This window comes from Acinetobacter sp. AB03 (genome assembly GCF_058107045.1).
On record NZ_JBUEBA010000002.1, the window covers coordinates 605,558 to 618,130 of the forward strand.

Here is a 12,573-nt window from a genome sequence, read left to right on the forward strand (position 1 = left end):
TTTTTGAGGATAATGACTTTTCTAGTATGTTGAATACATTTTTTGCTAAAAGAGATTTAGAGCAATATGCGGTGTATAACTCCTTGGCAATGATTGATTCATATTTTAGTCGATTAGAACATATTTTAGTGCTTGCATTGCCATTTTCAAAAAATAATAAGGAATATGATATTAAAAAATTTATTGGTGAGTTTTGGTCTAAAAAATACAGTGAAGTTTTTGATTTAAATAATCAAGATAGTAAAAGAATACATGATGAACTTAATTTAATTAAAGAAAAGTATAGGAATACTTTTGCTCACGGTGGTTTTGAAAAGAAAGGGCAATCATTTCATTTTCATTTAGAAAATTATGGAGTAGTTCCTGCAACCATGTCAGATTATAAAAATAGTGTTCACTTTAACTTTATACCGTTGAATGAAAGTGAATTTGAGAATATTTGTCTTTTTTTTGATGTGGTAGATAACTTTTTTAAAGAAAATCTAGAGGCTTCATGGATGTTTTGTAATAGTGGATTGGATCTAATAATGGATGATGAATCACTCTCACGACTACTAAAGAAAGCAGAGGATTTAGAGGTTTTTAGAAACTGGTTAGATAGTGAGAATGAGCGATTAAGTAACTATATTAATGCTGATTATTAACATTAAAAGTTGACACTAGTTTGTTTACAAGGCATTTAATTTTTTGATTGAAAAACACTCAAAAAATACCTATCATAAGATATATATCAAAACTGATGGAGTAGCCTTATGACTACCGCAAAAGTTTTTATGACTGGTCGAAGTCAAGCTGTTCGCTTACCCAAAGAATTTCGCTTTGAAGGTACAGAAGTCGAAATTTTCCGTCGTGGCGATGAAGTGATTCTGCGTGAAAAACCAGTTACCGTAGATCGGTTATTTAAAGTATTAGCGCAAATGCCGAATGACTTTTATGCAGAAGAAAGAGTGGATGAACCACCACAGGAACGAGAAGAGTTCTAATGCAGACACAATATTTATTGGATACGAATATTTGTATCTACATCATCAAACATCAACCTGAAATTGTCCGTCAGCATTTTGAAAAACATCTCCCACATCGAAATATTTTAATTTCAGTCATTACTTTGGGGGAGTTGCGTTTTGGTGCAGAGAAAAGTCAGCAAAAAGAAAAAGCCCTCAAAGTGATAGATGAATTAACCTCAATGATTCAAGTGGTTGAGTTAGATGAATATGTCGCTGACCACTATGCGCAAATACGTCACGATCTTTCATCCAAGGGGCAGATTATTGGTGCGAATGATTTGTGGCTTGCCGCGCATGCACGTGCGAATAATTGGGTGATGGTGACCAATAATGAAAAAGAATTTTTGCGTGTCGATGGATTGCAGATCGAAAATTGGGTGACTAACACCTTGTAAGATGTTTAGATTTTCTATGGAAATTATTTCTTGCCCAAATGCCATCATCATTTGTCGAAATGATCAATAGACATCCATCATAAAATGCATATACTAGTAAGACCATTTTCTAAACATATGGAGAACAAAAATGGTTACTGCTGGCGAAAAACCTGGAACAGGCTTCTATTTTTGTGTTCAATGCGGACACCGCGTCTACTTAGAAATTGGTACAGATCGTTTACCCCCGTGTACCAAATGCCAAGGCAATCAATTTAACAATAAGAATGCCTAAGCCAAAGTTTAACAGTTACCCACTGTTTAAAAGAAAAGCCCTATCACCCGATAGGGCTTTTTGCTAAGTTATAAAAAAGATAAAAACATCCCGACTTAGGCCACATAGGAAAAGCACATGGAAACTATATTAGGACTTTGTATCGGCATTGGCTTAAGTGCTGCCTGTGGCTTTCGTGTCTTTGTCCCACTCTTGGTCATGAGCCTTGCATCTATTATGGGATGGTTCGAACCCATGCAAGGTTTTGAATGGTTAAGTATGCCATCGGTATGTATCGCATTAGCGATTGCAACTGTCTGTGAAATCGCAGCTTATTACATACCATGGGTCGACAACGCTTTAGACACCATTGCAACGCCAGCCGCAATGGCCGCAGGCACCCTCACCACTATGGCGGTCAGTAGCGGAGAAATGTCGCAGTTTGCCAGTTGGGCTGCCGCAATCATTGTCGGTGGCGGTACAGCAGGCGCCGTGCAAATGAGTACCGTTGCCGTTCGAGGGGTGTCAACCGCGACGACGGGCGGGATAGCCAACCCACTGGTGTCTACAGTGGAGTGGGTGGGTGCCGTTTTATTGTCCGTGCTTTCACTACTGGTTCCTTTCTTGGTGGTGATTGTGGGTATTATTTTGGCGATCTGGGCCGTGCGTTGGTTTAAACGTAAAAAACAAGAAAGTATCAGCACCCCTTTATAGTTTCAGCAGTTTTCTTATGGCATTGCTGGGTCTCTAAACTTTAAAAATAAAGTGGCTAATTTTTCGCTTATGTGGACATCAATTCTTTTAGGTTGATATGACTTAGAGGTCAGTTTCACTTTTAAAATAATGATTGATTTTTATACGGAATCCGTTTAATTTTATAAATACATACTTTTTGTATGGGTTTGTTTGTAGTTGAACTTTATAAAAATTATTCGGGGAACTGTAAATGATAAAATTTATTGTAAATGAACAGCCTAGTGAAAAAGGCATCCATCATATTCATAATGCATCCTTAGGCTGTACAGATTTACCCAGCTCGGAGGATCAAATTTTGATTGGTTATTTTGCCAATTATGAGCTGGCTTATAAACGGGCAAGAATGAACTGGCCCAGAGAAAAAGTCGAAGGTTGTGACAAGTGTTGTTTCAAATAGCCAAAAGCAAAAAAGCTCTGCAATTTATGCAGAGCTTTTTCATTGTTGGATATGGAGGTTCTATTTTTTAAGCATTACAACATTAATGAATTTCAATTCGGGTCGTGACCTTAATTTTTCGACACTCTCGGTCAGCTTCAACTAAAGCGCGAATTTTAAAGTCAGAAAATCGTACTGCTCGGTTTTGCATAGCAAACTGTTCAGGTGTTTTAATTTCCAAACACTGAAAAGGGCGCAGATTTTTTAGGATGTGCTTTTGTTTTTCCGTCATGTTCTGTGTCGATAAGTACACATAGCCTTTGGTGGTTTTTAACAATACTTCATTTGGCTGTGTTTCAGTTGAGCTGGTGACTTTAACGATATGTGTTTTTAACACTTTGCATGCACTGAGGGAAAGCGCAAGGCACAGCATCAGCAGGGCAGTTTTGGTTTTCATGATGAAGCGTATTTGAATGGTCTTTCGCCACTTTAGCCGAAAGTTTTCAACGGCAGTAATCAAAATATGACATGGATACAGTCATCTGTTTTTAATTGTAGAACATTCTACAAATAGACTTCTGTTAAATGCTAAGCTTCAGCACAGATGCCAAAAATGAAGCATTTATTAGTGTGCTCTTTTACCTACTTTATTTAAAAAATTAACAAAACTATGAAAAAACAGTTCATTCAAACTTCTCTAATGTTCGCTGCAATGTTGGGTATATCCACCAATCTCTGTGCTGAAAACTTAAGCGCAGCGGATATTCAGCGACACAAAGCCACCAACCATTACAAAGCTTACCTTCCCGCAAAATATACGGTGTTTGAGGTCGTACAAGGGGACTTAAACAAAGATGGTTTAAAAGATGTGGTTTTAATCGTCAAAGGTACAGATCCGAAACAATGGGTCACCGATGAATACCGTGGAAAACTAGATCGTAACCGCCGTGGTGTGATTGTGCTGTTGAATGCAAAAGGGCGCTACCAAAAAGTCGTTCAGAACCTGTCACTGTTTTCTTCAGAAAATGAAGATGGCGGTGTGTACTTTGCGCCTGAGTTGGTGCCCTCTATCGAAAAAGGCCTGTTAAAACTGCATTATGCCCATGGCCGTTATGGATATTGGGCCTATCAGTTCCGTTTAGAGGGGCGTGATATGCGCTTGATTGGCTATGACAGCTCTGATAATTTTGGCCCTTATGTGAACAGTGAAACCAGTGTCAATTTTCTCACCGCTAAGAAGCTGGTCAGAGAAAATCTCAACAAAGATCCTGATAGCGACCCTAAATTTAAAGAAGCATGGAGCAAAGTGAATGTTGCTCCGATGTATTTGAGCAAAATTCAGGACATCGACGATCTGAGTTTTGAATAGTGTTGGCTTAGTTTTTGCTAACTTATATCTCAAAATGCACTTTTATGAGTGACGTGAGTCTGAGGCATCAGTCACATGACTGCTTGGATTATGTATAGGGGAAAGCGATGGAAAATAAAGAACTGCTCTTGAGTGCTGCAGAGAAACCTAAGCTGAGTACAGCTGCTCATTTGATGGCAGGTTGGCCTTTGTTTTTAGTGATGATTGGTGGTGCAATCGGTGGAGCCTTAGCTGTGGTTGCGTATGTAATTAACCGAAAAATCTATCTGTCTCAGCTCAGTAATCTGCAGAAGGTTTTAGCTAATTTACTCTGTGGTATGTCCGCGATTAGTTTATGGTGGTTTATTGCAACGTGGCTGCAAGGTTACATGGGGACTTAAGCGTTCTGAAATGATGGTGTAAAAAATGATAGAAGTTCATTTTTATGCGATGAAATAGATGATTCAATTGCCATTATGAATATTTTTATCAAATTTGGTTTTATTTAGGGAAATATTTTTCATCATTGCTTGAAATTAGCCGATCTTCGGAAATTCATCCCGCACCAATTTGCTTAATATAGCGTTTAAGGGCACAGGAATCGAAAAGAGTAGTTTGCGACTTGTTATCTATCAGATCAGCGTCGTACTTACCCACAAGGTCTCGATTCAGCTTAGGACGCTATAGATTATCCATTTATAGGCAAAAGTTTAGAACTTACCCAGTTTTAATCGTTGAAGTTATCTCCTGATCCCTAGAAACTACATGATAAAAACAACACGATAAAAGACACGTCCATTTAAATATTTTCTTCCATTTTAAAACTTCTATATTGCTCCGAATTTATCCCAATATTTGCTCTAACTGTGTCAAAACAAATTGGCGCTTTGGTTTGCGAAAACGGCTTTAAAAAAATTGCGATTTGATAACATTGGAACGCTTAGAGTTCTGCTATAACCATTAAAAGTCTGATAAAAAATATGGAACAACAATGAAAATATATGTCACCAGTATCATGGTCGATAGCCAAGAAAAAGCCTGTCAGTTTTATACAGAAAAACTCGGTTTTAAAATCAAACATGATGTACCTGTGGGTGATTTTCGTTGGCTGACCTTGGTTTCACCCGAAAGTCCAGAGGGTGTTGAACTGCTACTGGAGCCTGATGCACATCCCGCGGCACAGCCGTTTAAGGCCGCAATTAAAGCAGATCTGATTCCCTATACTTCTTTTCAAGTGGAAGATCTCGATGCGGAATATGAACGACTCAAAAACCTAGGGGTACGTTTTACCAGTGAACCGATGCGGGCAGGAAAAGTTAAAGTTGCGGTCTTTGATGATACCTGCGGGAATCTCATTCAGCTGATGCAGGTCTGTGCAGGAAGTTGATTTTCTCATCTGTGATGCAGTAAAGAAATAAAATCCTGAGAAAAGTGATTTTATGTGAGAAAAAAATCATAAATACGCTGCATTTGGGAAAATATTTTTTAGATAACCTGAAAGCCAAGATTTTTTTCCAAAAATAGCCAAAAAGACTTTATCTTCGGGAAACAATCCCGCCCTTGGATTGTTAAATTATATCTCAAGGGTGTGACGGGATCGAAAAGAGTAGCATGCTACCAGTGGCGCAAAACGCGTGAGTAGTACTTACCCAAAAGGTCTTGATTCGGCTTAGGACGCTATAAATCAAAAGTTTATAGGCTATAAGATCATCACTTACAAAGTTATGATAGTTGAAGTAAACAACATGTTTTCCCAGACACCCTAAAAAATTTGAACTCGAATAAAAGATAAATCAAAAAAAAATAAATCAAAAAAAAATAAATTTTAATATTTCCCGCAAAAACCGAAAAATCCTGCTGTTGTAGTTTCACTTACATCATTTTATTTTAAGCTTCCAATCTAATCAGCGCTGCTAAAAAGCTGGTTTTATATGGAGTGATGGACGCCTAGGATTAAGGCTGTTTTCCATATTTTGTGAATGATTGACAGCAGAAACACAGCTTGCTATTTTTCGTGCTCGCTTTTGTATGCTGTTATTCCCATGGCTCTAAATGACAACTTTATTTATACACCGCCCCAAGAAGACTTGGTGATCGTTTATGAAGACGATGATTTGGTGGTGATTGAAAAGCCTGCGGGCTTGTTGTCGGTGCCGGGACGTTTACCAGAACACCAAGACAGTGCCTATTTAAGGGTTTTAGCCCAGTACCCACATGCCAAAATTACCCATCGTTTAGATATGGCGACCTCAGGGATTTTAATGTTTGCCAAGCACCGCGATGCCGAAGTCGCCGTCAGCAAAATGTTCCAAGCCCGCACGGTGGACAAACACTATATTGCTTTAGTTCAAGGACAGTTGGATGCTGAAGGCAGTGTTGAAGTACCACTGATTACTGACTGGGAAAATCGACCACGGCAGATCGTGCACTTTGAACTGGGTAAGCCTGCAAAAACGCTTTATCAAGCTCTTAGCTATGACATTGAGACCGATATTACGCGAGTTTTACTGACCCCGATTACGGGGCGTTCACATCAGCTCCGTGTGCATATGCAATATATTGGGCATCCAATTACAGGGGATAAGTTGTATCACCCTGAGCCGACACGGAGTCCATTAAAACGTATGGCTTTACATGCCAGTTTTCTCGCCTTTCAGCAGCCTTTAAGTGGAAAAGCGGTTGCGATTCATGGACGAGTGCCATTTTAACTGTGTCACACTTTATTTTAATTTTGAGAAATACTTAAAATTTGGGATATCGGGCGGTTTAAAAAACCGTTAGCGTAAGTTGTGTAAGTGTACTTTTATCCAGTGTGCTTATCTTTGTTGAAATTAACATTTGAGTTTGGCTTTTTGGCCATGGTCACGACTGATTGAAATTGAATGAAAATATGTTTGTCTGTTCCAAGGCTTACTGTTCGAGTTTCATGTGTTCTTACAGCTGAGTCTTTAAAATAAAAATGACATTCCCGTAGGGAGATAGGCCATGCTTTATGTACTCGCTGTCATTCTTGTCCTGCTGTGTGCTGTTATATGCGGGCAAAAAATACACAGTCTTGCCCAAAAAAAGAAGATTGAATCCTTAGAAAGCAATTTAGAACTTAATCGAAATAGTTTAGAAGTTTATGAACAGCAGCAAAGTGAATTACAACACCGGCTGACCAGTTTAAGAATTGAGCTTGGAACACTCAGACAACGTAACGAAACTTTGAGTCCTTACCAAGAAATTATTGATGTCGAACACTATGTCATTGAACGACACAACCAAGTTGAATTGTTTGCTGAGACGGTCAAATTTGATGCTGAACAAATGCTCAAACAATGTCGGCAGCGCATCGAAAAAGTAAATCACTTCTTAACGGAATATGAATGTAAAGCCAAAGAAGTTACCATGCGGCGCGCCAGAGAAAAACTGGGTGCTTTTTTTCACATGGCTGAAGAACGACAACATCTGGCTGAAATATCGAAGGCACTACACCATAAAATTGAAACCTACAGCCAGAGTTATCAACTGCCTTCGGAGCAGTTATTAGATGAACTCATCGAAGGCTATGGGAAAACAGATGCGGCCTGTCATCTACTGAAAGTTCGGCAACAGGTGATTCGTGCGGTTGAGCAAAACGAAGTTGTGAACTGCGCCTTTATGGATGAGAATCGGCGATTATCGATGATGGTGTTGGTTTCACAGTTATTTAATACGAAAGCAGACTTATATTTACAACGTGTGAGCAAAAACAATCTTGGCCTTTTGATTCAAGCTTTACAGGATGACTTTACCCTCATCAATCACTATGGTGCGGCCTTTGGTCATACTCGTATACAAGACAGTTATCTGGCTTTACGCTTAGAAGAACTTAAATTTGCGGCCTTATTAGAAAACTTAAAAAGCAGTGATTTACAGTTTCAAGCGGACATTTTAGTTGAAGATCGGGTTTTACATTAACACGGCAAAGCCTGCGTGAAATAAAGTCCAAACAACCTTCGAAAAATCAGATGTAACTGCTATAAAAATGAGCAAAATATGCTATGTTGAAGTCACTATTTTGTCACTTGCCAACGATATATTGGCTAAAAAGATAACAAGGACATACGCATGACACGTGATTATGAATTATATCCAGATGATGATAACGGAAATGTACTTTGGCAAATGGCTGAGGATGGCGACGACCTATCTGAACCGCATGAAATAGAATATTCGATTGCCTTTCAAGAGCAGTCACAAGCAGAAAAGTGTGCGTTGTATTTATTACAAGAAGAGCAAAAAATCACTTTGTTTGTCGATGAAGAAAGCGACGTATCTGAGTGGATTATTACCATTTACGTGTATATGGAACCTGAGTATTCAGACATTGTTGACTTAGAACAATGGTTTACTAAAATTGCAGAACAGTTTGGTGGTGAATATGACGGCTGGGGCTGTATGGCCTATGTCTATGACGACGAAGATGATGAGGACTATGAGCAAGGTCAAGCCTAAGAAATGGTTAAAGTTAAAGCATGTTGAAAAACATGCTTTTTTTGTTGGTGGGTAGAAAAGCCAGCGGGCCGAGTTTGGCTATTTAAAAAAAGATGCACAAAAAAAATACAGCATGTGGGTTTGAGCGTTTTAAACTAAATCTGAATATTTGAAAAGAACGAGAAAAATCATGTCAAATAGCGCTCAATTACACCGCGTATTTAGTGCGCCCGTCGAGCGCGTCTATCGTGCTTTTATCACTGCAGATGCTTTAGTGAAGTGGATGGCACCACATGGCTTTACCGCACATGTAGATCAGTTCGATCTGCGTGAAGGTGGTCAATATCGCATGTTCTTTACCAACTTCAGTACAGGCATGCAGCATTCATTTCATGGCACTTATCATGAAATAGTTGAAAACAGTTTATTGCGCTATACAGATGAGTTCGATGTGCTTGAACTTGCAGGTAAAATTGAAGTGCGTGTTGAGTTTAAAGAAGTATCTGTCGGTACTGAGGTCCATATTACGCAGTCTGGTTTACCTGATGTGATTCCTGTCGATGGCTGTTATTTGGGTTGGCAAGAGTCATTGCAACTCTTGGCTTTTTTAGTGAATCCAGACATTCCCGATGAATAGTGCTTCGTCATTGTTGAACAATTGAATAAGTTGCACAAAAGAATAAAAGGAGTTTTGCATGCCAATACGCATGAAGCGAATTTATGCGCCTGTCGATGCAGAGGATGGTAAACGGGTTTTGGTTGATCGGTTGTGGCCACGAGGGGTCTCAAAACTGGAGGCCAAAATAGATAAATGGCCAAAAATTCTCACGCCATCTAATGAGCTGCGGAAATGGTATCACCAAGACATGGTGGCACACTGGGATGAGTTTAAAGTACGTTATATGAAAGAACTGGAAGCACATCCCGCCGAGTTGAATGATTTGCGCCAACTGGCAGTGCGTGAGCAGATCACGTTACTCACCGCAGCCAAAGAAGAACAGCATAACCATGTGGTGATTTTGAAGCAGTGCTTGGAACAAAAATAAGTGTTGAGCTGATGCTATTACAGGGAAAACTTATATTTCCCTAAGCATTATTTTATCCATCCTGTGTCAAGGCTAAAACCATAAAATAAATAGGTGATTCGCATCGTTTTCGTCTGAAAAATGCTATATTGGCGTTTTGAGCAATGTGAATTGCTTATTTTTTTATTTTTGAGGTTTTTATGTCTTTACCCAACTGCCCAAAATGCCAGTCCGAATATATCTATGAAGATGGTGACTTGCTAATTTGCCCTGAATGTTCAAACGAATGGAAAGAGGGAGAAGCAACTGAAGAAGTGGTAGCAATCAAAGATGCCAACGGCAACTTACTTGCTGACGGTGACACGGTAACGGTGATTAAAGATTTAAAAATTAAAGGTTCGTCGTCGGTGGTGAAAGTCGGAACCAAAGTGAAAAATATTCGTTTACTGCCAGATGCCGCAGATGGTCATGACATTGACTGTAAGATTGACGGTGTCGGTGCGATGAAACTGAAATCTGAGTATGTGAAAAAAGCTTAATCCGCTGAATTTACAGCTCGAGATTAAAACGGAGTCAATTGGACTCCGTTTTTGTTTTTAGCCATTTTGAAAAGACATTTAAGCGTTGAAACACCAGTACAGCATGCTATAAAGATAAAAACTGTTGAAGAATACGTTATGCCACATATCCACCTTGAATATTCAGATAATATCGACACCCTTGAAGTTAAGCCGATGTTACTGGCGTTAAACCAAGCTTTGCTGGATGGTCAGTTTGTACAATCGGGCAATGACATCAAAAGTCGTGCTATTCGACAGTCAGATTTTGTGATTGGGGTAGAAGGCGATGCGCAGGCTTATTTGCATGCCAAAGTGTCTTTATTAAGCGGACGAGATGAAGCCACCAAGTGTGCCATTTCGAGCCAATTACTTAAAACCTTGCAGCAAAACTTTACCGCTCCTCAGGATTTAACGGTACAAATTTGTGTAGAAATTATTGAAATGCCAAAAAGCAGTTATAGCAAATTGGTATTAAAAGCATAAAATTAGGAAGAGTGCCAAACTGTTTATTGGGCCGATATTGCGTGTCATTTAAACGGTTTGAGGCTGTCATGCGTTATTCATATAGCGCTGTTATTTTAAAAAAATAAAATTTGGGCTGGTAGTAAATGCACTTTTTTTTATAAAAGAAGTCATTTATATTTTATGAAATTGGATGTTTTTTTATTCAATTTTGGTGGATCTACAATCACTTTAAAATAACAATAGGTGAGCTTATGTCAGGATGGTACGAAGTAAGTCAGGCAAATGATGGCCAATATCGCTTTGTTTTAAAAGCGGGAAATGGCGAGGTCATTTTGACCAGTGAACTGTATAAAGCAAAAGCGTCAGCACATAATGGAATTGAGTCGGTGCAAAAAAATAGCCCCGATGATACGCGTTATGAACGCTTAGAAGCCAAAAATGGCAAACCTTATTTTAACTTAAAGGCTGCCAATCATCAGATTATTGGTACCAGCCAGTTTTATGCCAGTGAGCAATCCCGAGATAAAGGCATTGAGTCGGTCAAAAACAATGGTTCAAGCACCACGATTAAGGATTTGACAACTTAAGATCAGATTACATATTTTGCTTGTTTTAAGAATTAAAGAAAACCGCGTGTTTGCTATGGATGGCGCACGCGTTTTTTTATGCGGTTTGATTTGTAGTGTGGGAGTGCGATGTGGATTTTCGATTAGTTGGAGATGAGCATGCAGGGCATGAAATTATCTTCAAACTCAAACAATGGGATGATGCCATTTGTAAAATGGATGTACAAAATATCATTCGTCTTTGTCAGAGTGATGTCAGCTTGTTTGATATTGGGTTTGAGCTGCAAGGTGTGCAAGCCTATCAAGAATTGTGGAGACGATATGCCCCATTTTTTCAGGGGGAAATCAAAGTGTTCAGACGTAACATCAATATTTTTAGTCGTGACGGTTTAGCTTTTTTACATTGTTATTCTAAATTGGATCATGCCAGTGGCGTTGCAACCCCAGAGATTCCTTGGTGCAGAACCACGCTATGTTTTCAAAAAACGGCAGGTGAGTGGTTGGTTGCCCATCAGCATATTTCGGTGCCTGTGGACTTTGAAACTAAAATGTCAAAGCCGATTTATTTTCCAGACTGAGTTCGACTAAAGCTTTGGCTTGGGTACAGGTTGAGCCACCTCCGTTTTGCTGGGCTATGTTTGAATGACAACATGAACAACTTAAGAAGAAGGTATCTATGGCATTTCAAGACTTTTACCGGCTAAGCTCTCATGCGGTGCTGACCAATGACGCAGGACAGGTTTTATTACTGAAAGCCAATTATGCTGATCAGGCTTGGGGGCTACCCGGTGGAGCCTTGGATATGGGGGAAACCATTCATCAGGCTTTACTACGTGAGTGCCAAGAAGAACTCGGTTGTCAGGTTAAGATCGATTATTTATCGGGGGTGTACTTTCATTCGGCAGTGACCTCGCATGCCTTTATTTTTAGATGTCATTTGACTGCATCTGCTGAGATCAGGCTCAGTGATGAACATACGGCCTATGCTTGGTTTGATCTTGATCAGCTGTCGAAAGTACAACGGATTCGCGTTGAAGATTGTTTAAATTATATAGGTATCGTGCAAAGTCGAAGTTTTTGAGTGCAAGATTAAGATTCCTCTGAAGTGGAGTGAGCGCATATGTTGAATAATCAGACCTTAAAACGAAATAGTCCCATTATTGGTGTGTTGCTGATGAGTGCCTTGAGCCAGTGGGCTCATGCTGAAACGGGCAACTATTTTATGTATAAAGACTGGGAGCTTGCCTGTGATAATACGGGTATGTGCCGCGCGGTGGGGTATCAAAGTGATGCTCAGTTTGGTCATCCAGTTTCATTGCTGATTTCTCGTCCCGCAGGTGCAGGCAGTGCGGTACTCAGCCAAA

The 12,573-nt window shown here is 39.5% G+C and carries 21 protein-coding genes; 20 read left to right on the forward strand and 1 reads right to left on the reverse strand.

From position 1 onward, the window contains the following. From ACY3FQ_RS03270 to ACY3FQ_RS03295, 6 genes are all read left to right on the forward strand, one after another. On the forward strand, positions 1-644 hold a 644-nt coding region (locus ACY3FQ_RS03270), incomplete at its 5' end, for a hypothetical protein (protein WP_489773629.1). Positions 645-752: 108 nt separating this feature from the next. Continuing rightward, positions 753-983, forward strand: coding sequence for an antitoxin (locus ACY3FQ_RS03275; RefSeq protein ID WP_005400268.1), 231 nt, complete (start codon positions 753-755; stop codon positions 981-983). Next, positions 983-1,402, forward strand: coding sequence for a type II toxin-antitoxin system tRNA(fMet)-specific endonuclease VapC (vapC, locus tag ACY3FQ_RS03280; RefSeq protein ID WP_005400269.1), 420 nt, complete (start codon positions 983-985; stop codon positions 1,400-1,402). The genes ACY3FQ_RS03275 and vapC overlap by 1 nt, the downstream gene beginning before the upstream one ends. 130 nt (positions 1,403-1,532) lie before the next feature. Then, positions 1,533-1,676 carry a zinc ribbon-containing protein gene (locus ACY3FQ_RS03285; RefSeq protein WP_004695201.1) on the forward strand — a complete coding sequence of 48 codons (144 nt, stop codon included), beginning with the start codon at positions 1,533-1,535 and terminating at the stop codon, positions 1,674-1,676. Between the two features lie 117 nt (positions 1,677-1,793). After that, positions 1,794-2,369, forward strand: a complete 576-nt coding sequence (locus tag ACY3FQ_RS03290) for a DUF4126 domain-containing protein (protein WP_005400271.1) — start codon at positions 1,794-1,796, stop codon at positions 2,367-2,369. Positions 2,370-2,601: 232 nt separating this feature from the next. Next, a complete protein-coding gene (locus ACY3FQ_RS03295; RefSeq protein ID WP_005400272.1) occupies positions 2,602-2,808 on the forward strand; it encodes a hypothetical protein in 207 nt (68 codons plus the stop codon). 82 nt (positions 2,809-2,890) lie between these two features. Here ACY3FQ_RS03295 and ACY3FQ_RS03300 read toward each other — a convergent pair whose 3' ends face one another. Further along, positions 2,891-3,244 carry a hypothetical protein gene (locus tag ACY3FQ_RS03300; protein WP_005400273.1) on the reverse strand — a complete coding sequence of 118 codons (354 nt, stop codon included), beginning with the start codon at positions 3,242-3,244 and terminating at the stop codon, positions 2,891-2,893. A 213-nt stretch (positions 3,245-3,457) separates the two neighbouring features. On the opposite strand from ACY3FQ_RS03300, the gene ACY3FQ_RS03305 reads away from it, so the two are divergent. From ACY3FQ_RS03305 to ACY3FQ_RS03370, 14 genes are all read left to right on the forward strand, one after another. Continuing rightward, positions 3,458-4,156: a hypothetical protein gene (locus tag ACY3FQ_RS03305; RefSeq protein ID WP_039889972.1), complete on the forward strand. Its 699-nt coding sequence runs from the start codon at positions 3,458-3,460 to the stop codon at positions 4,154-4,156. A gap of 107 nt (positions 4,157-4,263) precedes the next feature. Further along, positions 4,264-4,536, forward strand: coding sequence for a hypothetical protein (locus ACY3FQ_RS03310; protein WP_005400275.1), 273 nt, complete (start codon positions 4,264-4,266; stop codon positions 4,534-4,536). A gap of 590 nt (positions 4,537-5,126) precedes the next feature. Then, positions 5,127-5,522, forward strand: a complete 396-nt coding sequence (locus tag ACY3FQ_RS03315) for a VOC family protein (RefSeq protein WP_005400276.1) — start codon at positions 5,127-5,129, stop codon at positions 5,520-5,522. A 655-nt stretch (positions 5,523-6,177) separates the two neighbouring features. Then, positions 6,178-6,843 (forward strand): RluA family pseudouridine synthase, encoded by a 666-nt coding sequence (locus tag ACY3FQ_RS03320; protein WP_039889974.1) that lies wholly within the window; start codon positions 6,178-6,180, stop codon positions 6,841-6,843. Between the two features lie 277 nt (positions 6,844-7,120). Beyond that, positions 7,121-8,077, forward strand: coding sequence for an SNIPE associated domain-containing protein (locus tag ACY3FQ_RS03325; protein WP_005400278.1), 957 nt, complete (start codon positions 7,121-7,123; stop codon positions 8,075-8,077). A gap of 150 nt (positions 8,078-8,227) precedes the next feature. Beyond that, positions 8,228-8,614, forward strand: coding sequence for a ribonuclease E inhibitor RraB (locus ACY3FQ_RS03330; protein WP_004695219.1), 387 nt, complete (start codon positions 8,228-8,230; stop codon positions 8,612-8,614). Between the two features lie 169 nt (positions 8,615-8,783). Next, the gene (locus ACY3FQ_RS03335; protein WP_178928437.1) at positions 8,784-9,230 is read left to right on the forward strand and encodes an SRPBCC family protein; all 447 of its coding nucleotides are present in this window, start codon (positions 8,784-8,786) and stop codon (positions 9,228-9,230) included. A gap of 58 nt (positions 9,231-9,288) precedes the next feature. Continuing rightward, positions 9,289-9,639, forward strand: coding sequence for a DUF488 domain-containing protein (locus ACY3FQ_RS03340; protein WP_005400280.1), 351 nt, complete (start codon positions 9,289-9,291; stop codon positions 9,637-9,639). A gap of 179 nt (positions 9,640-9,818) precedes the next feature. Beyond that, positions 9,819-10,157: a zinc ribbon domain-containing protein YjdM gene (locus ACY3FQ_RS03345; RefSeq protein ID WP_005400281.1), complete on the forward strand. Its 339-nt coding sequence runs from the start codon at positions 9,819-9,821 to the stop codon at positions 10,155-10,157. A 138-nt stretch (positions 10,158-10,295) separates the two neighbouring features. Then, positions 10,296-10,661, forward strand: coding sequence for a 5-carboxymethyl-2-hydroxymuconate Delta-isomerase (locus tag ACY3FQ_RS03350; RefSeq protein ID WP_005400282.1), 366 nt, complete (start codon positions 10,296-10,298; stop codon positions 10,659-10,661). A gap of 233 nt (positions 10,662-10,894) precedes the next feature. Further along, entirely contained in the window at positions 10,895-11,230 is a 336-nt protein-coding gene (locus ACY3FQ_RS03355) for a YegP family protein (RefSeq protein ID WP_004695228.1), read from the forward strand. Between the two features lie 110 nt (positions 11,231-11,340). Further along, positions 11,341-11,787, forward strand: a complete 447-nt coding sequence (locus tag ACY3FQ_RS03360) for a YybH family protein (protein WP_039889976.1) — start codon at positions 11,341-11,343, stop codon at positions 11,785-11,787. Between the two features lie 98 nt (positions 11,788-11,885). Continuing rightward, positions 11,886-12,290 carry an NUDIX hydrolase gene (locus ACY3FQ_RS03365; protein WP_005400284.1) on the forward strand — a complete coding sequence of 135 codons (405 nt, stop codon included), beginning with the start codon at positions 11,886-11,888 and terminating at the stop codon, positions 12,288-12,290. A gap of 39 nt (positions 12,291-12,329) precedes the next feature. Then, positions 12,330-12,573: DUF1176 domain-containing protein (locus ACY3FQ_RS03370; RefSeq protein ID WP_489773630.1), on the forward strand; the 244-nt coding region annotated here is incomplete at its 3' end.